At 59.8% G+C, this 20,009-nt stretch carries 21 protein-coding genes; 13 read left to right on the top strand and 8 right to left on the bottom strand.

Going from position 1 to position 20,009, the window contains the following annotated elements:
* Nucleotides 1-132: 132 nt before the first annotated feature.
* Nucleotides 133-762, top strand: coding sequence for a nitroreductase family protein (locus O4G74_RS14780; protein ID WP_269403330.1), 630 nt, complete (start codon nucleotides 133-135; stop codon nucleotides 760-762).
* On the opposite strand, the gene O4G74_RS14775 is transcribed toward O4G74_RS14780, so the two are convergent.
* Nucleotides 759-2,525, bottom strand: coding sequence for an acyl-CoA dehydrogenase (locus tag O4G74_RS14775; RefSeq protein ID WP_269403329.1), 1,767 nt, complete (start codon nucleotides 2,523-2,525; stop codon nucleotides 759-761). The two genes, O4G74_RS14780 and O4G74_RS14775, sit on opposite strands and share 4 nt — an antisense overlap.
* Before the next feature lie 119 nt (nucleotides 2,526-2,644).
* Here O4G74_RS14775 and O4G74_RS14770 point away from each other — a divergent pair, with 119 nt between their 5' ends.
* The 8 genes from O4G74_RS14770 to O4G74_RS14735 all read left to right on the top strand — a co-directional run bounded on the left by O4G74_RS14770 (nucleotide 2,645) and on the right by O4G74_RS14735 (nucleotide 9,991).
* Nucleotides 2,645-3,286 carry a YceI family protein gene (locus O4G74_RS14770; protein ID WP_269403328.1) on the top strand — a complete coding sequence of 214 codons (642 nt, stop codon included), beginning with the start codon at nucleotides 2,645-2,647 and terminating at the stop codon, nucleotides 3,284-3,286.
* A 28-nt stretch (nucleotides 3,287-3,314) separates the two neighbouring features.
* Nucleotides 3,315-4,070: a YceI family protein gene (locus O4G74_RS14765; protein ID WP_269403327.1), complete on the top strand. Its 756-nt coding sequence runs from the start codon at nucleotides 3,315-3,317 to the stop codon at nucleotides 4,068-4,070.
* Between the two features lie 6 nt (nucleotides 4,071-4,076).
* Complete coding sequence (locus O4G74_RS14760) at nucleotides 4,077-5,279, top strand: cytochrome b/b6 domain-containing protein (RefSeq protein WP_269403326.1); 1,203 nt, start codon at nucleotides 4,077-4,079, stop codon at nucleotides 5,277-5,279.
* A gap of 22 nt (nucleotides 5,280-5,301) precedes the next feature.
* Nucleotides 5,302-6,237 (top strand): L-threonylcarbamoyladenylate synthase, encoded by a 936-nt coding sequence (locus O4G74_RS14755; RefSeq protein ID WP_269403325.1) that lies wholly within the window; start codon nucleotides 5,302-5,304, stop codon nucleotides 6,235-6,237.
* A 9-nt stretch (nucleotides 6,238-6,246) separates the two neighbouring features.
* On the top strand, nucleotides 6,247-6,852 hold the full coding sequence (locus tag O4G74_RS14750; RefSeq protein ID WP_269403324.1) for an FMN-binding negative transcriptional regulator: 606 nt from the start codon (nucleotides 6,247-6,249) through the stop codon (nucleotides 6,850-6,852).
* Complete coding sequence (locus O4G74_RS14745) at nucleotides 6,849-8,258, top strand: FAD-binding oxidoreductase (protein ID WP_269403323.1); 1,410 nt, start codon at nucleotides 6,849-6,851, stop codon at nucleotides 8,256-8,258. The genes O4G74_RS14750 and O4G74_RS14745 overlap by 4 nt, the downstream gene beginning before the upstream one ends.
* A 255-nt stretch (nucleotides 8,259-8,513) precedes the next feature.
* Nucleotides 8,514-9,410, top strand: coding sequence for an acyl-CoA desaturase (locus O4G74_RS14740; RefSeq protein ID WP_269403322.1), 897 nt, complete (start codon nucleotides 8,514-8,516; stop codon nucleotides 9,408-9,410).
* Nucleotides 9,407-9,991, top strand: coding sequence for an NUDIX domain-containing protein (locus O4G74_RS14735; protein ID WP_269403321.1), 585 nt, complete (start codon nucleotides 9,407-9,409; stop codon nucleotides 9,989-9,991). The genes O4G74_RS14740 and O4G74_RS14735 overlap by 4 nt, the downstream gene beginning before the upstream one ends.
* 63 nt (nucleotides 9,992-10,054) lie before the next feature.
* On the opposite strand, the gene O4G74_RS14730 is transcribed toward O4G74_RS14735, so the two are convergent.
* From O4G74_RS14730 to O4G74_RS14710, 5 genes are all read right to left on the bottom strand, one after another.
* Nucleotides 10,055-10,390 carry a YegP family protein gene (locus O4G74_RS14730; protein WP_119378554.1) on the bottom strand — a complete coding sequence of 112 codons (336 nt, stop codon included), beginning with the start codon at nucleotides 10,388-10,390 and terminating at the stop codon, nucleotides 10,055-10,057.
* Between the two features lie 105 nt (nucleotides 10,391-10,495).
* Complete coding sequence (locus O4G74_RS14725; protein WP_269403320.1) at nucleotides 10,496-10,654, bottom strand: hypothetical protein; 159 nt, start codon at nucleotides 10,652-10,654, stop codon at nucleotides 10,496-10,498.
* Complete coding sequence (gene cydB / locus O4G74_RS14720; protein ID WP_269403319.1) at nucleotides 10,647-11,687, bottom strand: cytochrome d ubiquinol oxidase subunit II; 1,041 nt, start codon at nucleotides 11,685-11,687, stop codon at nucleotides 10,647-10,649. Before cydB ends, O4G74_RS14725 begins: the two co-directional genes overlap by 8 nt.
* A gap of 15 nt (nucleotides 11,688-11,702) precedes the next feature.
* Nucleotides 11,703-13,121, bottom strand: a complete 1,419-nt coding sequence (locus tag O4G74_RS14715) for a cytochrome ubiquinol oxidase subunit I (protein WP_269403318.1) — start codon at nucleotides 13,119-13,121, stop codon at nucleotides 11,703-11,705.
* A gap of 77 nt (nucleotides 13,122-13,198) precedes the next feature.
* The gene (locus O4G74_RS14710; protein ID WP_269403317.1) at nucleotides 13,199-13,825 is read right to left on the bottom strand and encodes a peroxiredoxin; all 627 of its coding nucleotides are present in this window, start codon (nucleotides 13,823-13,825) and stop codon (nucleotides 13,199-13,201) included.
* Between the two features lie 131 nt (nucleotides 13,826-13,956).
* Between O4G74_RS14710 and O4G74_RS14705 the strand changes: the two genes are divergently transcribed.
* Both O4G74_RS14705 and O4G74_RS14700 read left to right on the top strand, forming a co-directional pair.
* A complete protein-coding gene (locus O4G74_RS14705) occupies nucleotides 13,957-14,754 on the top strand; it encodes a hypothetical protein (protein ID WP_269403316.1) in 798 nt (265 codons plus the stop codon).
* Entirely contained in the window at nucleotides 14,754-15,380 is a 627-nt protein-coding gene (locus tag O4G74_RS14700) for an HAD family hydrolase (protein WP_269403315.1), read from the top strand. The genes O4G74_RS14705 and O4G74_RS14700 overlap by 1 nt, the downstream gene beginning before the upstream one ends.
* 18 nt (nucleotides 15,381-15,398) lie before the next feature.
* Here O4G74_RS14700 and O4G74_RS14695 read toward each other — a convergent pair whose 3' ends face one another.
* Together O4G74_RS14695 and O4G74_RS14690 are read right to left on the bottom strand one after the other, a co-directional pair.
* Entirely contained in the window at nucleotides 15,399-15,884 is a 486-nt protein-coding gene (locus tag O4G74_RS14695; RefSeq protein WP_269403314.1) for an MgtC/SapB family protein, read from the bottom strand.
* A gap of 42 nt (nucleotides 15,885-15,926) precedes the next feature.
* Complete coding sequence (locus O4G74_RS14690; RefSeq protein WP_269403313.1) at nucleotides 15,927-18,050, bottom strand: TonB-dependent receptor; 2,124 nt, start codon at nucleotides 18,048-18,050, stop codon at nucleotides 15,927-15,929.
* Between the two features lie 213 nt (nucleotides 18,051-18,263).
* Between O4G74_RS14690 and mnmA the strand changes: the two genes are divergently transcribed.
* Together mnmA and O4G74_RS14680 are read left to right on the top strand one after the other, a co-directional pair.
* A complete protein-coding gene (mnmA, locus tag O4G74_RS14685) occupies nucleotides 18,264-19,442 on the top strand; it encodes a tRNA 2-thiouridine(34) synthase MnmA (protein WP_269403312.1) in 1,179 nt (392 codons plus the stop codon).
* A gap of 210 nt (nucleotides 19,443-19,652) precedes the next feature.
* On the top strand, nucleotides 19,653-19,931 hold the full coding sequence (locus O4G74_RS14680; protein ID WP_269403311.1) for a DUF1153 domain-containing protein: 279 nt from the start codon (nucleotides 19,653-19,655) through the stop codon (nucleotides 19,929-19,931).
* The last annotated feature ends 78 nt before the right edge of the window (nucleotides 19,932-20,009 follow it).

The raw sequence follows: 20,009 nt of genomic DNA, 5'->3' as shown, positions 1-20,009 counted from the left end.
ACTTAGCCGAACCCCGGTCACCAAGCAATAGGCGTTCATTTTGTGAACACCGTTCACTTTGACCTGCATATCCCACAATTATTTCCGACCGGCTGCGGTTTGAATTAGCCAACACGCCCCTATTTCTTGGGCATGACCAAACTCTTCCCCGACGCCCCATCCGTAGGCACCCCCATGCCGGCCACACGCGAAAGCGAAGCGGCGCGCGAATTCCTGGCCCTGCGCCGGTCCGCCAACAAGGCCTGCATCAGTGGCCCCGGCCCCGATGCCGAAACGCTTGATGCCATTCTTACGGCGGCCACGCGGGTACCGGATCACCGCCGCCTTTCGCCCTGGCGATTCATCATTCTCGAAGGTGATGCTCGACACGCCTTCGGTGAGAAGGCCGCCGAAGTCCACAAGCAGGAAAACGAGTTTGCGACCGACGCAGACCTTGAGGCTACAAAGGCTCTTTTGCTACGTGCGCCATGTGTGGTCGTGCTTGTTTCCAGTCCCAAGGACGACAACAAGACGCCGGTCTGGGAGCAGGAGCTTTCAGCCGGCGCCCTCGGCCATAACCTGCTCCTCAGCGCCAATTCCGCAGGCTTTGCAGGCTGTTGGCTGACCGAATGGATCAGCTTCTCGAAAGGCATCAACGAACTGCTCGGCCTGTCGGGCCGTGAGAGAATCGCAGGTTACTTCTACCTCGGCAAGGCGACCGCGGACCCGCAGGAACGCGCTCGTCCTGACGCGAGCGAGATCATCTCCCGCTGGCAGGGTTAACTCAGCCCGAAGAGCGCCTCGCTCTCGGCAAGAAAGCTGTCACCGCCTCTGGTGATGCCTGAGACTCGGCCCGGCGCTTCGGCGAGTGACGTCTCCGCAAAGAACCCAGCCAGCGCTGTCATCCGCCCGCGAAGCGAGGAGTTGTCGGCTCGGGCCGACAGCGCCCCCTTTGTCAGGAAGTGACCCCCAATGACATCGCCGGCCAGTTCCAGATAGGCCGTCGCGCCGGACAGCCCCTTCTCGCGCTCGTCTCTCATTGCCGCCTTCATCCAGTCGGTCGCCTCCCGAAGCGCGTCAGCTGACGCGACCAGCCTGTCCGCAATCTGGCCCAGCTGCGGGTCATTCGTCTCACGCGCAGCGCGCGCGGTCTCGCGTACTTCCTCAATCATTTCATCCATCGCGCGCCCGCCGGACATAGAGAGTTTGCGCCCGACAAGGTCGATGGCCTGGATGCCATTCGTGCCTTCATAGATCGGAGCGATGCGCGCATCGCGATAAAGCTGGGCGGCCAGTGTCTCATTCATGAAGCCCATGCCGCCATGGATCTGCACACCGAGGCTCGCCATCTCGACCCCGGTATCGGTCGACCAGGCCTTTGCGATTGGCGTCAAGAGTTCTTCGCGCAGGCGCGCTGCCTCGCGGGTCGCTTCGTCCTCTGCAGCATCCGAAAGGTCAGCAGCCACACCGCAGGCATAGCAGATGGCGCGCGCCGCCATTGTATGGGCCCGCATCGTTGTCAGCGTGCGGCGAATATCGGCATGGTGCAGGATTGGCGCAGGCCCATCTACCCCATCCACCTTGCCCTGCTTGCGCTCATTCGCATACGCATAAGCCGTCTGGTACGCCGCTTCGGAGACGCCGACCCCCTCAAGCCCGACATTAAGGCGTGCCGCGTTCATCATCGTGAACATGCAGGCAAGGCCCTTATTCTCCTCACCTACAAGCCACCCGGTGGCCCCGTCATATTCCATGACGCAGGTCGGGCTCGCATGAATGCCGATCTTCTTCTCAAGCCCGATACACTGGACGCTATTGCGCTCACCAAGTGAGCCATCCTCATTCACCAGAACCTTGGGCACGACGAAAAGAGAGATGCCCCGAGAGCCTTCCGGCGCATCCGGCAGGCGGGCGAGGACAAGATGGATGATATTATCCGTCATGTCGTGGTCGCCCCAGGTGATGTAAATCTTCTGGCCGGAGATCCTGTAAGAGCCATCCTCCTGCGGCACGGCTTTGGTCTTCAGCGCGCCGACATCAGAGCCTGCCTGAGGCTCTGTCAAATTCATCGTCCCAGTCCACTCACCAGAGATCAGCTTGGGCAGGTATTTCTTCTTCTCTGCGTCTCCGCCATGCGCCAGAAGCGCCTCGATCGCGCCTGCGCTCAGCATCGGGCAGAGACCGAAACTCATATTTGACCCGTGGAGCATTTCGAGCACCGCATTCGACAGCGTGCGCGGCAGGCCCTGCCCGCCCCATTCGACAGGCGCGGCGAGCCCCATCCAGCCACCTTCTGCGAACTGGCGGTAAGCTTCGGCAAAGCCGTGCGGCGCGACAACCCCGTCGCCGGTCAGCTGGGCGCCCTGCTCATCGCCTGACTGGTTCAGCGGCGCCAGGACGTCGCTCGCCAGCTTTCCGGCTTCTTCAAGGATGGGATCAATAAGATCGTCATCGAACGCTTCGTAGTGGTCACCTGACAGGCGGCCAATTCCGGCGAGTTGCCTGAGTGCAAACGCCATGTCTTCAACGGGTGCCCGATAGCTCATATGATGCATCTCCCGGATAAGTACTATTCTCGACGAGGTCTGAAGCCGTACTGGTTAGTTTAGTCAGCTAGTGTATCTATGTTCTGTCTATTCTTGACCATGTATGAGGAGGTCCGTCCATGCGCCGTATCGTAACAACAGCAGTGCTCGCAGCGCTTACTGCTGCACCTGCGCTCGCAGAACAAACCTTGGAAGGTGTCGCTGACGCGACCTACCAGCTCGACCCGAACCATTCCTTCCTGACCTTCAACGTCACCCATAACGGTATTTCGACCTATACAGTCTACTTCACCGACTTCGATGCGACGCTCGACTTCAATTCCGAAGACCCGACCGCTTCGACGCTGAACCTCACGATCAATCCGGCCGCGCTGGAATCCAATTATCCTGCCGATTACAAGGCCGGACATCCCAATAGTGAGTTCGAAAGCTGGAATGAAGCGCTCGCCAATGACGACCGCTTCCTGCAGGCAGACGAGTTTGGCGAAATCACCTTTACCTCGACCAGCGCCGAAATGACCGGCGACTTCACCGGCACGGTGACAGGCGATCTAAGCTTCCGCGGTGAAACGCGCCCGGTCACACTCGATGTAACCTACAATGGCGTCGCCAACCCGCCATGGATGGGCGAACGCGACACGATCGGCTTCACCGCGAGCACCATCATCGACCGGACTGAATTCGGCATGGATGCGCTTCAAGGCGTGATATCGAATGACGTCGCGATCGAGTTCTCCGGCGAATTCATCGAGAACGAATAGACCTCTAGACAATCAGGGCTGATACAAGATGAAACTCACAACGACCTTTCTTGCTGCTTCGAGCCTTCTGGTTCTGGCGGCATGCTCCGGCGCCGAGACCGACACGTCCGACACCGCCGAAACAGATACGGTTGAAACCGTAGAGACCGATACCGACGCCGCGGCCAGCGAAGGCCCGCTCGCGAACGTTGCGACGGCGACTTATTCCATCGAGCCGACACACGCCTTTCTGACCGCAACGGTCATGCACAACGGCTTGTCGGAATATACGCTCAGCTTCACGAGCTTCGATGGCACGCTTGATTTCAATGCTGGTGACCCTGCAAGCTCGAGCCTTGCATTCACCATCGACCCGACTTCGGTCTGGACGCACTTCCCCGGCGACTATAAGGCCGGCCATCCAGACAGCCCGCATGACAGCTGGACAGAAGCGCTGGCGCAGGACGAAGGCTTCATGAATGCGGGCGCCTACCCGCAGATCACCTTCACCTCTACTGAAGTGACCCGCACAGGCGACACGACCGGCACGGTCACAGGGGACCTCGCCTTCCTTGGAGAGACGCAGCCAGTGACCCTCGACGTGACCTTCAATGGCGTCGCCAATGTGCCTTGGTTTGGCACCCGCGACATCATCGGTTTCGACGCGGTGACGACGATCAACCGCTCGGAGTTCGGGCAGGACGCACTTCAGGGCATGATCTCGGATGAAGTCGTCGTCGAGTTCTCGGGCGAATTCCTGCAGCAAGAAGCCGCAGAGACGGATGCCGAAACAGACGGCAACTAGTTTCTTATGACACGGTCACCGCGTTACTCCGCCGTTGCGATCGCCCTTCACTGGGCGATCGCATTCGGCATCCTGTTCATGATCTGGCTTGGCTGGAACATGGATGGCAAGGAATCCTGGTTCCAGTTCCACAAATCGGTCGGGATCACGATCCTGATCCTGACAGTTGCGCGGATAATCTGGCGGGTGATGAACCCGCCGCCACCTTTGCCCACGGACATGAAGCCTTTGGAGAGCAAGGCCAGCCATGCTGTTCATCTCGGCTTCTACGCCCTGATGGTGATCATGCCGCTGACCGGCTGGCTCACTGTTTCGATCTCCTATGGTTTCGACATTCCGACCGTAATCTTCGGCCTGGTCAGCTGGCCTGATATTCCCGGTGTCGGCTTTCTGGAAAATGAAACCGCCTATGCGATCATCTCCAACATTCATTCCAAACTTGCCTATGTCGCTTTCGCGCTTCTTGCCCTGCATGTCGGCGGCGCATTGAAGCATGAATTCGGGCCCGAAGAAGGCGTTCTGAAGCGCATGCTGCCGGGCCTCTTCGGCAAGACGGACAAGCCAAGCCCGCCGCCGCGGGGCTTCCTGACCGCTTTCGGCGCAGCCATCGCGCTTTTCCTGATCATTGCTTTCGTCCCACAGCTCTTCTCCAGCAGCGGAAGTGAAAATGGCTCAGGCGACGGCTCTGCCGATGTGAGCGAGACCTCAATCGAGCCGAACTGGACCGTTGACTATGACCAGTCTTCCATCGCTTTCACGTTCACCCATGAAGGCCAGACCTATGAAGGCAGCTTCAGCGACTGGAACGCCGATATCGACTTTGACGCGGATAATCTTGCTGGCTCAGAAGTGCTCGTCACGGTGAATACTGGCTCAGCCGCCACACCGAAGAAGCTTTACACCGACAGCCTCAGATCCGCCGAATGGTTCGGGGTCTCCGCCTTCCCGCAGGCCACAGTCCGGCTCACCGGCTTCGAAGAAGCTGGCCCCCGCTATACCGCCGACGCAGCGCTCTCGATCAAGGACAACGAAGTCACCGTGCCATTTGCCTTCACGCTCGCAGAAGATGGTGCCTCAACAGTGATGACGGGCGACACAACCGTAGAACGCACACCGCTCGATCTTGGTCAGACGTCCGACGCGAGCGCCGCCTATGTCTCAGAATCTGTCCGCATCGATGTACGCGTCGTGGCCTCGCCTGCTGGCTGATTGAGTGCTAGGCGACTGAGCCATGACGGCCCCAGTCCTGAAACCGGATTCCGCCGCCCTTGATCGGGCGGGACGCCTCCTCGCAGAAGGCGGCCTCGTCGCCATGCCGACAGAGACGGTCTATGGCCTGGCAGCGGATGCATCGAACGCAGACGCTGTCGCTCGCCTGTATGCGGCCAAAGGCCGGCCTGCCTTCAACCCGCTGATCGCGCATTGCGCCTCTGCCGAAGCGGCATTTGCGCAGGGGCGGTTTTCCGAGAAAGCACGGGCGCTTGCCGCCGAATTCTGGCCGGGCCCGCTGACCTTTGTGGTCGACGCCATCGAAACCACGACGGTCTGTTCGCTCGCTCGCGCCGGCTTGGAGACGCTGGCGCTGCGTGTGCCTGCCCATCCGGCTGCGCGCGCACTTCTGGAGGCTTTCGGCGGACCGCTGGTGGCGCCATCTGCCAACCCGTCAGGGCGTATCAGTCCAACAACGGCAGCGCATGTCTCCGGAGATATGGGCGACAAGGTCGACCTCATTCTTGATGGGGGGCCGTGCAGCGAAGGCATCGAGTCGACCGTGATCGATGCGCGCGGCGAGACGCCCGTCCTTTTGCGTCAGGGCACAGTCCTGGCTGAGGCGATCGAAGCCGTCTGGCCCGGTCTCGAAGCTGGCGGCAGCGCAGATAAGCCGACATCGCCAGGACAGCTCCTGCGCCACTATGCACCCAATGCGCGCATGCGGCTGAACGTAGCGACGCCCGAGCCGGGCGAGGCCTTTCTGGGTTTCGGGCCGGGCAAAGCGACGCTGAACCTGTCACCGGATGGGAGTCTCATTGAGGCCGCCGCGAACCTCTTCTCCATGATGCGCCAGCTCGATGAGACGCATGACCGTATCGCCGTCGCCACGATCCCGACCGATGGCCTTGGTGCAGCGATCAATGACCGGCTGGTTCGCGCCGCTGATCGCGGCTAGACAGGCAGGATGCACCCCGCGCCTGCCTATCTCGAAACAGACCGCGCCACCCTCCTGAAGCGCATCGGCGACTGGCCTTTTGCCCTAGCAATCGGCCTTCACGAAGGGCGGCCTTGCGCCGCTCACACGCCTGTTCTGGCTGATGAGAACGGGACACTGCGGTTTCATTTGTCAAAGGAGAACCCCGCCGCGCAGGGCATCACAAACGCGGGCCAAGCACTGATCGTCTTCTCCGGCCCTCATGATTACATATCGCCCGACTGGTACGGCATGGAGAAGCAGGTGCCGACCTGGAATTACCTCTCCGTCGAAGCCGAAGGATCTGTCAGCATCTGTGATGATCAGGATGCCGAGCATTTTCTCGAAGACCTCTCAGCGCGGTTTGAAGCTGGCCTTGCGCCGAAGCCCGCATGGACGGTCGCGTCGATGGACCGGGCCCAGCTGAAGCGGATGCTGACCTCGATTGTGACCTTCAAACTCACGCCGCAACGGCTCGAGGGGATCACCAAGGTCGCTCAGTACAAGCCCGAAGAAGCGCGTGTCCGGGCCGGTCAGGCCTTGAAAGCAGCAGGCGGAGACCCAACCATTGCTGACATGATGGAGCGTCGCTCATGAACCGCCCGAACCAAGAATTTCTCACCGCTGCCAAGGCTTTGCTTGGCCCTTCTGGCTGGAGCGAAGACGCCGACAAGCTTGAAGAGGTCGCCTCACCATGGCGCGGCATCAATAAAGGCGAGACGCCGTTTCTGGCCATGCCCGCCTTCACCGAAGAGGCTGCAGCCCTCGTCAAACTCTGCGCTGAACATCGCGTCGCACTGGTGCCTCAGGGCGGCAATACGGGCCTTGTCGATGGTGGCACGCCGCATGGCGAAATCACCGTTTCGATGCGCCGCATGACCAAGCTACGCGGCGTCGATACCCGCAACAATTCAATGACCATCGAGGCTGGCGCGACGCTTGTGAGCGCGCAGCAAGCCGCTGAAGAGGCTGGCCGCTTCTTCCCGCTTTCGCTTGGATCTGAAGGTCAGGCCAGCATTGGCGGGCTTATCTCGACCAATGCGGGCGGTGTGGCTGTACTGCGCTATGGGATGATGCGTGACCTTATCCTGGGGCTCGAAGTTGTCCTGCCTTCCGGCCAGATCTGGGACGGGCTGTCGGGTCTTCGGAAAAACAATACTGGCTATGATTTGAAGCATCTGTTCGCTGGCGCTGAGGGTACGCTGGGCCTTATCACAGCTGCGACACTCAAACTTTTCCCAAAGGTTTCAAAGGCAACCGCATGGGTGACCTGCGAGACCCCTGCCAATGTCGTCGATCTTCTGGCGCTGGTGCGCGACCATGCCGGCGACACGGTGACCAGCTTTGAGATTATCCCGGCCAATGCCATCGAAATGGTGAAGGCGGATGTCCCAGACACCCGTGATCCGGCCCCGTCCGACCTGCCGTGGAGGGTCCTTGTTGAGGTGTCGATGTCGCGGGAAGATCAGGCGCGGGAGACGCTGATGACGGCCCTCGCCGACGGGATGGAGAGCGGGCTTGCCGCCGATGTCCTCATCGCAGAGAGCGGCCAGCAGGCGGCCAGCTTCTGGCATATCCGCGAGACAATTCCCTTGTCCAAGCGCGCCTATGGCACGGCCCTGAACCATGATGTGGCGGTCCCCGTTTCGGCCATTCCGGACTTCCTCACCGCAACTCAAGAAGCGATCCAGAAACTGGTGCCGGAAGCAGAGATCGTCGCCTTCGGTCACGTTGGTGACGGCAACCTCCACTATTCGGCCTGCGCCCCCAAGAACCCCGAAAATTCAGCGCTTTCCGACAAGGCCGAAGAGGTTACCCGCATCGTTCATGCGCATGCCATGAAGTTTGGCGGGTCGATCAGCGCCGAGCACGGGGTTGGCCGTCTGAAGCGTGATGAACTCGCCGAGATCAGGCCAAAAGCAGCGACAGAGACGATGCGGGCTATCAAGCTGGCGCTCGATCCGCTCGGTATCATGAACCCCGGCCGGGTCGTGTCGGTCTGATTCGCCAGCAACAGAGCTTCGGCGACGCGGCGTCGTATCCGGTCGCAAAGTCTGGGCCCGGTCCCGTGGAAAAGCGCCAAAAACGCGGTGCAGTGACGGTGTACTGGTGGTGTTTCTGACGGTGTCAGCAAGCATAGATTGCAATGCAGTAATTCGCGGCGATTTTTCCTTTGCCAAACTGCGATTGGTTCTTAACATCCCGTCAGGCAGTCTGCTGCAGACTGAACCCACTTGTCCGCCGATCCGGAGCACTGAATGACCAAAATCCCACGTTCGCTTGCCATTCCAAAATCCTGGAAGACAATCGACATGCCCAGCCTGTTTTCGGCTTTCATCTATCCGGCGCTCGGCATTGCCCTGCTCACCACGATGGTCGCGCTCGGCTTTGCGCTGACGCAGATCGAACTCAAGCTCTGGTACATTCCGCTTTCACTGGGCGTCATCGCGTTTACGATTTTCGTCTGCAATGCCGGCATCGGGCCACTTCACCGCATTATGCAGCACCGGGCGGGCGAAATGGCCTGGCCAGCGCAGGTCCTGACCATGGTCAACCTGATGATTGCCATGCAGGGCAATGTGAAAGACTGGGTAAACTATCACTCCCAGCATCACCGTTTCGCTGATGGTCCGGGCGACCCGCACAATCCGTTCGAGAGCAAACGCTGGGCCTGGGTTGGCTGGATCCTGTTCCGCGACCCGAAGGACACGATGCGCCCGATGCCAATCTGGCTGAAGAACCATCCGATCATCGTCTGGATGGACGGCTTCTACAATTCGATCTCTCTCGTCATCCACCTGCTCATCCCGGCGATCATCTATCTCATCGTCTGGGCAGCTGGCGGCTCGCTGGTCCTGACCGGCATCATCCATGCCAGCGTCGTCATTGGTCGTGCGATCCAGTTCCACGCCACCACCTATGGCATCAACGTCCTTGGCCACCTCAAGACCCCGGCCTGGGCTGACCATGCGATGGCGCTTCTGACCGGCGGTGAGGCCTTCCACGACCATCACCATGATGAGCCAGTGTCGGCGCTCCACCGTCCGCGCAAGGGCGTCTGGAACCGTATCGTCGATTATAACGGCACCATGCTGCTCATTTATGAAAAGCTAGGCTGGGTCAAAGGATTGAAGATCGCCCCTCGCTTCGCATGAGCGACAAGCCGCTCAAGGACCGCGTGACCCTAGTCTCCAGCGACATGCTCGCTGATGACTGGGTCCCGCTGGTCAAACATACGATTGACTATGAACGCCGCGATGGGCGCCGAGAGCGCCTGACCCGCGAGGTCTATAACCGGCCAGACGCCTGCGCCGTCCTGCCCTATGACAGCGCGCGCGGCACCGTCCTCCTCATTCGACAGCTACGCCTGCCTGTCTTCCTGAAGGGCGATGAAGAGCCGATGTGGGAGGCCTGCGCCGGTGTCATTGAAAATGAAGACCCTGAGCAGGCGATCACCCGCGAAGCAATTGAGGAACTAGGCTATCAGTTGCATGACCTGCATCTGGTGACGGCCATGTATGCAAGCCCTGCGAGCTTTGGTGAGCGGGTCTGGTGCTATACCGCGACCTACGAACCCTCAGACAAGGTCGCGAGTGGCGGCGGCGCGAGCGGCGAAGGCGAAGACATCGAGGTCGTCGAGCTTGCTTTTGACAACGCCTATGCGCGCATCGCGACCGGCGAGATTACGGACGCCAAGACGATCCTTCTGCTTCAACACCTCAAACTGTCGCTTTGACGAAAAAGAGCGCTTGCAGCCTGACTGCACGCGCCCTCTTAAAGTTATCGAGGCGGTAAAGCCTTAGGCCGTCAGGTCTTCCACGCGGGCGTCTGGCGCGTTCTTCTTGACGGACTCGATGCCATTGTCGCGGCCAGAAGCGCTCTTGTAGTTTTCGGACGTCCCGATCACCTGGCCATTGGTGGACTTCAGATTGAAGCGGAAATTGCCTGCGTCGGTTTCCTTGCGCTCAAAGCGTGCATCATCGGGGGCATTTTTCTTCACCGACTCGATGCCATTCGTTGCGCTGGCTTTCTGCTTATAGCCTTCGCTTGCGAGAATGACTTCGCCATTTCCGGCTTTGAGCCTGAAGCGAAACTCGCCGGCCTTGTCAGTGTAGAGTTCGAATTTGCCAGCCATTTGGCGCTCCTTTTCATTAGGGAATCGGTCGGTTGATGCTGTCTGAAAGCGTGGCCGCAGCGCTGGGCGGGGTCAAGCAGGTTCAACCCGGCCGAGAGCCCTTGCTCAACCGATGAAGAGAAAACCGCGCAATATGTAGGCCGTTGCGGCAACAATCGTGACGCTGGCGATCGCGATACCCCAGAACCAGGCGAGTCGTTTCCAGAGAGGCCCGGCAGAGCGGCCGGTTTCGTCAGGCCCTTCAGGCTCTATCAGATCAGTCATGATAGGCCTCATCCGGGTCCACCTTGCCCCAGAAGAGCGAGTAGACGTAGCCGGTATAGATGAGGATGACGGGCAGCATGATGGCTGCACCGACAAACATGAGCATCAGCGCATTATCACGCGCGGCTGCCTGCCAGATATCGACTTCGAACGGCACAATGTTTGGAAACAGGCTGACCGCCAGCCCGAGATAACCTGACAGGAAGATACCGGCTGACAGGACATAGGGACGCCAGTCAGGGGCAGACACCTTCCCGCTCAGATCTCGCCAGACAAGTGCTGTCAGGACAAGACCGACAAGCGGGATCGGCGAGAGTGGCAGGATCTTGCCGAACTCAAGCTCTGCCATGGAGAAGCCCCACCGTTCTGTCACGCGGGGATCGATAGAGAGGGTCGCAAGGCTGACCGCTGCGAAACCGACCGCAACGCCAGCGAGCGCCATCTTCCCGCGATTTCGTGCGCGCCGCTGCACCTCCCCTTCGGTCTTGAGAACGAGCCAGCACGCACCGAGGAGAACATATCCGATAGCAACCGATACGGCGACGAGAAGCGAGAACGGGGTCAGCCAGTCGAACGGGCCACCGGCGAAGCTGCGCCCTTCCACTGTGACACCCTGAATGAAGCCGCCCAAGATGAGACCTTGTGAAAGCGCAGCCGCAAGTGAGCCATAGAAGAACGCGCCATTCCAGAAGAGCTTGGTAGGCCTGCGCACAGCCTTGTGCCGAAATTCAAAGGCGACACCCCGAAAGATGAGCGCGGCCAGCATGAGCAGGACCGGCAGGTAGAAGGCTGGCATCAGGATGGCGTAGGCAAGCGGGAATGCCGCGAAGAGGCCGCCGCCGCCAAGGATCAGCCAGGTCTCGTTCCCGTCCCAGACAGGTTCGATCGTGGCCGTCATCAGATTGCGCTCGTCATCGGATTTGGCAAAGCCGGTCAGGATGCCGATGCCAAGATCCATGCCATCGAGAAGGACGTAGAGCATGACCGCCGTCGCGATCAGCAAGCCCCAGATCAGTGGAAGATCAAGTTCCATCGTCTTGCCCTTTCCTTATTCAGCTGGCTTGCGGCCACGTGGACCGGTTTCAGCGGGTTCTTCGACGGCGGCAAGCGGCGATCCAGGGGCGCGGTGCTCGCGCTCTGGCGGCTCCGGCGCGTCGTCCTTGAAGCCGCGCGTTGCGATGCGCGCCATATAGATGCTGCCTGCAGTAAAGACGATCGCGTAGACCACCATGAAGATGATGAGCGAGGTGGCTACCTGCCCGGTTGAGACCGGCGCGAGGCTGTCTTCGGTGCGAAGCTGTCCATAGACCGTGAAAGGTTGGCGACCGACTTCGGCAACGACCCAGCCTGTGATGACGGCGATAAAGCCGAGCGCCCCGCCAGGGATGGCGAGCAGGTGGAAGAGGCCAGGCTTGTCGATACGATTGCGCCACCAGAGAAAACAGCCCCAGATGCCGAGGCCCAGCATCGCCATGCCTGCGCCAACCATTATGCGGAAAGACCAGAAGACGATTGCGACCGGTGGGCGGTCTTCCTCGGCAAAGGCGTCCAGTCCTTGTATCGGACCTTCAGCATGCGGGAACAGGTATGGGCTGGTGCCGGGAATGGCGATCTCGGCAATGTTGCGTTCATTTTCCTCGTCCGGAAAGCCGAACAGGATCGTGGGTTGAACCTCACTCGTTTCCCACCAGCCTTCGATGGCTGCGACTTTTGCGGGCTGATACTCATGCGCGACTTCGCCCGACCAGTGGCCGGCCCAGATCTGCAGTGGCATCAGGACTGCCAGCGTGCCGGCAGCCATGCGCATCTGCCAGCGCGTCGGCTCTTCTTCATGATGGCGCACAACCTGCCACGCGCCAGCCGCCAGAATGACTGCAGCCGTCGTGATAAACGCCGCCAGCATCATGTGGACATAGCGCGCCGGGAAGCTTGGATTGAAGACAACATCCCAGAAATTCGTCGCGTAGAAATTGCCGGTTTCCGCATCGATGGCAAAGCCTGCTGGCGTCTGCATCCAGCTATTTGCCGACAGGATCCAGAAGGCCGAGATCGTCGTGCCGATAGCAACGGCGCAAGTCGCGATGAAGTGGAGCTTGTTGCCGACCCGCTTCCAGCCGAACAGCATCACACCAAGGAAGGTCGCCTCAAGGAAGAAGGCGGTGAGCACTTCATAGCCGAGCAATGGTCCGATCACGCTGCCGGTCTTGTCGGCGAACACCGACCAGTTCGTGCCGAACTGATAGGACATGACAACGCCGGAGACGACGCCCATCGCAAAGGCGAGCGCGAATATCTTGATCCAGTGGAGATAGAGACGCTTGAACACGTCACGCTTCGTCCACAGCCACAGACCTTCACAAACTGCCAGAAAGGCAGCCAGACCGATCGTGAATGCTGGAAAGATGATGTGGAAGGCGATCACGAACGCGAACTGCAGGCGTGAAAGGATAAGGGCGTCTAATTCCATGGAATGTTTTCCCGTTTCGCAGAATGTCAGCCGGGCTCGCATAGACTCCTATGGGGCCCGGCCGAATTAACACTGGCTCAGACCTTGGTAAAGCGAAGGTAGGGCCGTGCCTCGTCCCAGCCTTGCGGAAATTGAGTGCGGGCCGCCTGGTTTGTAACGGATGGCGGGATGATGACCTTGTCGCCCATGACCCAGTCTGCCGGTGTTGCCACCTTGTACTTGTCACCCGTCTGCAGCGCGTCCACGACCCGAAGGATCTCGTCGAAGTTGCGACCCACGCTCATCGGATAAGTCATCGTGAGACGGATCTTCTTGTTCGGGTCGATGATGAAAACCGACCGGACAGCCGCTGTTTCACTCTCGCCCGGATGGATCATGTCATAGGCCTGCGCCACGGCATGATCGATATCGGCGATAATCGGAAATGACAGGTCGGTATTCTGTGTGTCGTTGACGTCATCGATCCATTTGAGGTGCTCTTCGACGCTGTCGGTCGACAGGCCCAGCGGCAGGACGTTACGGGCCGCAAACTCGTCGGCGAGCTGGGATGTCCGCCCCATTTCCGTCGTGCAGACGGGCGTGAAGTCAGCCGGGTGGCTGAACAGGAAAACCCATTTGTCCCCTGCCCAGTCATGGAAGGAGATATCGCCCTTCGTGGTCGGGATGGTAAAGTCGGGGGCCGTGTCGCCAATGCGTAAGGACATGTCAGTCGCTCCTGTAAGTCTGGTTTCCCCAAAGGTAGCGACTGGCCCTCTTTCCTTTGCCTGTGCATTCTGCCACGCGGCAGGATGGCGCGGGGGTGACGGGCACTTCGTTCTGGTTCAAAAGATGGCGCATGCCAAAGACCAAGCCCTCCCCCACCGATACGAAAAAAGAGAAAGAGCCGCTTCATGAGCGCCTCAATATCTACCAGTGGTCAGTCGTCGCCATTCTGCTCTGGCTGGTCTTCGGCCTGGTGCCGATTGCGCTGATGCAACTGGTCCGGCTGGAGGATCTCGCCGCGACCCGTGTCTCTCAGTATGGCGCGATGTTCGGCGCGGCGAGCGCATTCTTCTCAGGCTTTGCACTTATCGGCATCATGCTGACCAATAGCGCCCAGAAGAAAGCGCTGGAACTTCAGAAGCTCGAACTGGAGGAAGTCGCTGACAATCAGCGCAAGGCGCTGAACCTGCAGATCATCCTGGCATTCATGGACGATATCGCCGCTGATGAATTCCGGCAGGCCTCTGGCATTCTGTTCGACTATGAGCGGGCAGGCGCGCTCAGCCGCTATGGAGTGCTAAGGCACAAGATGGACCGCACGCCAGAGGAAGAAGCTGAGTATCAGCGCTTCGATTCTGCCCGCCGTCGGTTCGTTCTCGTCTTTCACAAGATGAAACGCCTTCATGCGGGCGGCGCGGTGGACCTTTCCACTGTCCGGACCGTCTTCTCCCCCGATCTCGTCTGGACGCTGCTGCTTGTCGATGAGCCGATGGAAGAGGCGATCCGCGCCAATTACAGCCACGACACGTTTGTTTTCTTCCAGGATCTGTATGAGCCTGGGGAGATACTCGGCCAATGGCCGAGGACGCCCGGCAATCCGCTGCCGACACGCCTGAAGGGCACAGCTTTCGACCCGGATACGAGCACCTGATGACTGCACCACGCTACAAACTGATTGCCTGGGACTTTGACGGCGTCCTCAATGCCAATGTCCAGAACGGTGTCTTCAAATGGATGACGACGTTTGAACAGGATACTGGCCTGCCGATAGATTCCCTGTCGAGCTATCTCTTCTCTGGCCGGTTCCAGCGGGCCATGGTGGGCGAAGCGGACCTGCACGAGCTGGTCGGCAACTGGGCTGCCGAGCACGGCGTGCCGCACCGGGCGGGTGAAGTGATCGACTACTGGTTCGACAAGGATCACATTCCCGATGAGAAGACGCTGGATATCGTCCAACGCGCGCGCCGGGCGGGCATCACCAATGTCATCGCAACGAATAATGAGGTCTACCGCGCCGACTGGATCGAGGCGCAGGGCTTTGGTGAGCACATGCATACCGTATTTGCCGCGGGGCGGATGCGGCTCGCCAAACCTGACCTTGCCTATTTCGCGCATATCGAGGACGCGCTCGGACATGGCGGCAAGGACGTAATCCTCGTCGATGACATGGCCGAGAACGTCGAGGCGGCCCGCCAGCATGGCTGGGACGCGTTTCACTTCGTGCCGGGATGTCATGATGCGCTGGCGGAAAAACTTGGCCTTTCTGGCGATCGCTAGGCACTGCGAAGGCAAGGCCTAGTCTTTGTCTGTGACGGGCAGGTACCGTTCCAGCCATTTGAACAGGACCATGATAACCAGCGCGAGTATGGTCACCAACGCCGCAATGGCCATGAAACCGGCACCGCAGGCGAGACCGATTGCGCCTGCCAGCCAGAGCCCTGCCCCCGTCGTCAGACCCTCGAGCCGGCCGCTATGGCGTATGATGGTCCCGGCTGCGATGAAGGCGACACCCGCCGTTACGGCTTCGACGATGCGCAGCGGGTCTGGCCGGATACTCGAGGCGTCTTCAGTCGACTCGACCAGATAGCTCACTTCAAGCGCGATGATGGTGAAAAGGCAGGCCGCCAGCGACACCAGCATGAATGTGCGAAGGCCTGCCGGGCGGTCACGTATCTCACGTTCGGCGCCTAGGAGCGCGCCGAAGATACAGGCCGCCGCGATGCGCACGACGATCTGCATCGTTCCGATTTCGGTCCCAAAGAAGCTGTCGAGCATTTCCATGCTCGCAGCAACGCCTCAGCCGCGCGGGGCGTTCCCGCGCGTCTAGAACCGCCCGCTAACCGTCAGCCTTGCATTGAGCGGCGCGCCAACGCTTGCCTGATGGGTCGCGTGCGCATTCGGGAAGTAGAGCTCATCGGTCGCGTTCTCGATATTGAGCTGAACCCGGACCGCGTCTGAGACGTCGTAGAAGGCCGCTGCATCAACGCGCGTATAGGCCGGCAGGATCGCCGTATTGCCATTGTCGATGAAGCTCTCATCCTGATAGGTCACGCCAAGGCCGATGCCGAAACGGTCGGTCAGGCGATAGGTGTTCCAGATCGACGCCATGTGCTCTGGCAGTTCACGCGGACGATTGCCGGTCGGGCCCGTGCGGTTGACGATCTCACCATCGAGATATGAGTAACCAGCCGAGATGAACCAGCGGTCGCTGAACTCCCCCTGCACCTGAACCTCGAACCCTTGGGTCTCAGACTCGATCACTTCCAGCGTGGACGGATCATTGTCAGCGACCTGCGGGGATTTCTGCTCAATCTCAAAGACAGCGGCCGTCAGGCTGACCCCGCCGATAAGGTCCCATTTGAGGCCCGCTTCGAGATTGGTGAACTCGTCGGGGTCGAGCTGATCTGCATTGCCATTGATGTCGGCAAACTGCTCACCGCTGCGCGGCAGGAAGGTCTCGCTATAGCTCGCATAGAGAGAGATGTTCTCCTGCGGCTTGTAGACGAGGCCGAGGCGCGGAGAGACTTCCTCATCCTTGCGGCTGCGGGTGTCATTGGCGAGGACGTTCAGGACTTCGATATCAAAGCTGTCGAAGCGCATGCCGACGATGACGTCGAGCTTTTCGGAGATCTCGATCTCATCCTGGAAATAGGCTGAGAACACATCGACTTCGGCCTTGGTGAAGTCGTTGATATCTACTGTGTAGTCATTGGTGGTCAGCTGGCCGGCTGCATTGATACCGACGCCGCCGTTCAGGATGAGAGGGCGACGGATATCGAAGACTTCATTGTCGTCAGCGGTCGTGTCCCAGAAGGCGTTGAACCGGTCATTATCGTTCGACGTGTCGATATACTCACCGCCGACGATGATGGTGTGTTCCAGCCCCCAGGTCGCAGGCTGCCAGACGAGATTGCCCGACAGGATCGTGTTCTGGCGCTTGGTCGAGTCCTCATAACCATCCAGCGTGACGAGGCCCGGCGTCGCCGCTTCATTGTAACCGGATGCGTAGAAGTTGCGGTAGCGCTTGTCATAGTCGCCATAGAACAGGCTGACATTGGCTTTCAGGGTCTCGGAGAAACGATGCTGCAGCGATGAGCGCAGCAGGTGCGCTTCAAGGAAGGTACGGTTTAGCTCCGGATCGCCGAACACAATATCACGAAACGCTTCGACAGGGCGGCCATCTGCGCCGGTCGGGATGCCCCGGTCCACGAAGCGCTCATGGTCGATATACTCATATGAGAGGTCGAGCGTCGTCGACGGGGTCAATTCGACACGCGCTGTCGGATTGATGCCGATCCGCTCGCCGTCATAGAAGTCGCGGTGATTGTCGAGGCTCTCATACATCGCATTGATGCGAAGCGCCGATGCATCAGACAGGGCGACGTTCTGGTCGATCTGCGCGCCGAGACCGCCAAACGTGTCGACGCTTGCCTGATAGCCTGTGAAGGTTTCTCCGACGACACCCTTCTTGGTGACGCGGTTCAGAATGCCGCCCGTGCCGCCCCGACCGAACAGGAGCGCATTCGGGCCGCGGAGGATTTCGATCTGCTCGAGATTGTAGAGCGGGCGGTAATACTGCACGTCGTCGCGCACGCCATCGATGAAGAAGTCGGCCGTCGAGCGCACACCGCGGAAGACAACAGCGTCGCGGTGGCCTTCACCCTGCGACGTGTTCACGCCGGGCGTGTAGTCGATAATATCGCCGACGCTGTTGAAACCCTGCTGCTCGATCTGGTCCGCGGTAATGATGGAAAGGCTCTGCGGCACATCGATGATTGGCGTCGGCGATTTCAGCGCGTTCACTTCATCAGTGTACAGATACTGGCCGGTCACCAGGATGGAATCGAGGACCTGGTCTTCTTCGACCTCTTGTGCGGCGGCGATCGGCGCTGCGAACAGCAGGGAAAGCGCGCTCACACCGAGAAGGGTTTTGTGCAGGTGTTTCATCTGGTTTCGGGCCCTTAAAAAAATGTACTGGCTGCGCCTACTGCAAATGCGAATGATTGGCAAACTCACGGATGCAGTATCTTGCAGTTGTTGCTTTTGAGGACCACCGGATCTCGCTGACACCCTGCCGCTGACATTTCATGCAGGATCGACTATGTAGCGCGCTTCAATTTGCTGTTTCTGCTGCGGGCCTTGAACCCGCTGGAGGATGAGATGACCGATATAAAGATCGCCCCTGCGGGCGAGCTCAACTCGCTTGGGCTGCCAAAACCCCCGTCTGAAACGCGAGTCGTGGCTGCCATGTCTGGTGGTGTAGATAGCTCTGTCGTCGCAGCCATGCTGGCCGATGAAGGCTATGATGTCGTTGGCATCACGCTGCAGCTCTATGATCATGGCGCCGCCATCGAGAAGAAGGGCGCCTGCTGCGCAGGTCAGGACATCCATGATGCCCGTAATGTCGCCGATCAGGTCGGCATCCCGCACTATGTCCTCGACTATGAAAGCCGGTTCAAGGAACAGGTAATGGAAGATTTTGCCGACACCTATATGGCCGGCTCCACACCCATTCCCTGCATCCGCTGCAACCAGACTGTGAAGTTCAAGGACCTTCTGGCGACGGCCAAGGAGCTTGGCGCCGACTGTCTGGCGACTGGGCACTATATCCGGCGCACTGACGGGCCTGACGGGTCGGAGTTGCACCGCGCCGAGGATGCTTCACGCGACCAGTCCTATTTCCTGTTTGCGACAACACGCGAGCAGCTCGATTTTCTGCGATTCCCGCTCGGCGGCCTGCCGAAGACGCGCGTGCGCGAGCTGGCGGAGAAGTACAACCTGCCCGTGGCATCCAAGCCCGACAGCCAGGACATCTGTTTCGTGCCGCAAGGCTCCTACGCCGATGTGGTCAAGAAGCTGCGCCCGGCAGCCGGTCGCGGCGGCGAGATCGTGCATCTGGATGGACGGGTTCTCGGCAAGCATGACGGCGTCATCCACTACACAATCGGCCAGCGCCGCGGACTTGGTGTTGCGACAGGTGAGCCGCTCTTCGTGGTCAAGATCGATGCGACAACGCGCCGGGTCATTGTCGGCCCGCGCGAGGCGCTGCTGACGGCTGGCTTGACGATGGAAGAACTGAACTGGCTGGGCGACGGCAGCCTGCAGGAAGCTTGCGACATGGGCCTGCCCGTGCTGGCACGCGTCCGCTCCACGCGCGAACCCCTTCCAGCTCACCTCGGCTGGGTCGGCGACCAGCCTGCCGTCTTCTTTGACATTCCCGAAGAAGGCGTCGCGAAGGGCCAGGCCTGCGTCCTGTACGATTTTTCATCAAAAAGTCGCGTGCTTGGCGGCGGCTTCATAGCGTCCACAATCGCCGCTGATGAACGGTTGAGCGCCTAAAAATAAAGGAAATTGTCCGGTTCCGGCACACCTGCTCCAGTCGGGGACAGGTTTGCGAAGCTTTGATTAATGGGGACTGCGAGAACGTATCGAATTTTCATGAAAACTCACAGGCTTCGCTGAAAGGTCATTTAAGTCCCGCGCGCTAGAGCAGAGGTCGGGCGCAAAACGCGCCTTCAGGACTTTAACCGCTAAGAAATGGTGGATCTCATGGCGCAGCAAGCCGCAGCTAGAACTCTGAGCATCAAGGGGCCGGACGGCCAGGTCATGACTAGGGAGGATCTGCCGCCGCCAGGTATTCGCCGATGGGTCACGCGTCGCAAGGCACAGGTTGTTGCGGCCGTTCGCGGAGGTCTGCTTTCCAAGAATGAAGCGTGTGAGCGCTACGCCCTTTCCGAGGAAGAGCTGGCCGGCTGGTCGCGCCTCTATGACGAGTTTGGCACCAAGGGTCTGCGCACCACGCGTCTGCAGCAGTACCGCGCCAACTAGAACTGGCACTCCATCATCCCTGTCGAACTGCTTTGATCCGTTAAAGCGCCGTTTACGCTGACAGGCCTAGCCTTGCGG

The organism is Henriciella marina, assembly GCF_027213945.1.
GTDB classification, from domain to species: domain Bacteria; phylum Pseudomonadota; class Alphaproteobacteria; order Caulobacterales; family Hyphomonadaceae; genus Henriciella; species Henriciella marina_A.
This window is presented reverse-complemented; position numbering and strand designations above follow the sequence as displayed.

Coding starts and splice junctions, on each gene's coding strand:
- O4G74_RS14780 (WP_269403330.1), top strand. CDS start 133: ATGACCAAACTCTTCCCCGACGCCCCATCCGTAGGCACCCCCATGCCG.
- O4G74_RS14775 (WP_269403329.1), bottom strand. CDS start 2,525: ATGAGCTATCGGGCACCCGTTGAAGACATGGCGTTTGCACTCAGGCAA.
- O4G74_RS14770 (WP_269403328.1), top strand. CDS start 2,645: ATGCGCCGTATCGTAACAACAGCAGTGCTCGCAGCGCTTACTGCTGCA.
- O4G74_RS14765 (WP_269403327.1), top strand. CDS start 3,315: ATGAAACTCACAACGACCTTTCTTGCTGCTTCGAGCCTTCTGGTTCTG.
- O4G74_RS14760 (WP_269403326.1), top strand. CDS start 4,077: ATGACACGGTCACCGCGTTACTCCGCCGTTGCGATCGCCCTTCACTGG.
- O4G74_RS14755 (WP_269403325.1), top strand. CDS start 5,302: ATGACGGCCCCAGTCCTGAAACCGGATTCCGCCGCCCTTGATCGGGCG.
- O4G74_RS14750 (WP_269403324.1), top strand. CDS start 6,247: ATGCACCCCGCGCCTGCCTATCTCGAAACAGACCGCGCCACCCTCCTG.
- O4G74_RS14745 (WP_269403323.1), top strand. CDS start 6,849: ATGAACCGCCCGAACCAAGAATTTCTCACCGCTGCCAAGGCTTTGCTT.
- O4G74_RS14740 (WP_269403322.1), top strand. CDS start 8,514: ATGACCAAAATCCCACGTTCGCTTGCCATTCCAAAATCCTGGAAGACA.
- O4G74_RS14735 (WP_269403321.1), top strand. CDS start 9,407: ATGAGCGACAAGCCGCTCAAGGACCGCGTGACCCTAGTCTCCAGCGAC.
- O4G74_RS14730 (WP_119378554.1), bottom strand. CDS start 10,390: ATGGCTGGCAAATTCGAACTCTACACTGACAAGGCCGGCGAGTTTCGC.
- O4G74_RS14725 (WP_269403320.1), bottom strand. CDS start 10,654: ATGACTGATCTGATAGAGCCTGAAGGGCCTGACGAAACCGGCCGCTCT.
- cydB (WP_269403319.1), bottom strand. CDS start 11,687: ATGGAACTTGATCTTCCACTGATCTGGGGCTTGCTGATCGCGACGGCG.
- O4G74_RS14715 (WP_269403318.1), bottom strand. CDS start 13,121: ATGGAATTAGACGCCCTTATCCTTTCACGCCTGCAGTTCGCGTTCGTG.
- O4G74_RS14710 (WP_269403317.1), bottom strand. CDS start 13,825: ATGTCCTTACGCATTGGCGACACGGCCCCCGACTTTACCATCCCGACC.
- O4G74_RS14705 (WP_269403316.1), top strand. CDS start 13,957: ATGCCAAAGACCAAGCCCTCCCCCACCGATACGAAAAAAGAGAAAGAG.
- O4G74_RS14700 (WP_269403315.1), top strand. CDS start 14,754: ATGACTGCACCACGCTACAAACTGATTGCCTGGGACTTTGACGGCGTC.
- O4G74_RS14695 (WP_269403314.1), bottom strand. CDS start 15,884: ATGGAAATGCTCGACAGCTTCTTTGGGACCGAAATCGGAACGATGCAG.
- O4G74_RS14690 (WP_269403313.1), bottom strand. CDS start 18,050: ATGAAACACCTGCACAAAACCCTTCTCGGTGTGAGCGCGCTTTCCCTG.
- mnmA (WP_269403312.1), top strand. CDS start 18,264: ATGACCGATATAAAGATCGCCCCTGCGGGCGAGCTCAACTCGCTTGGG.
- O4G74_RS14680 (WP_269403311.1), top strand. CDS start 19,653: ATGGCGCAGCAAGCCGCAGCTAGAACTCTGAGCATCAAGGGGCCGGAC.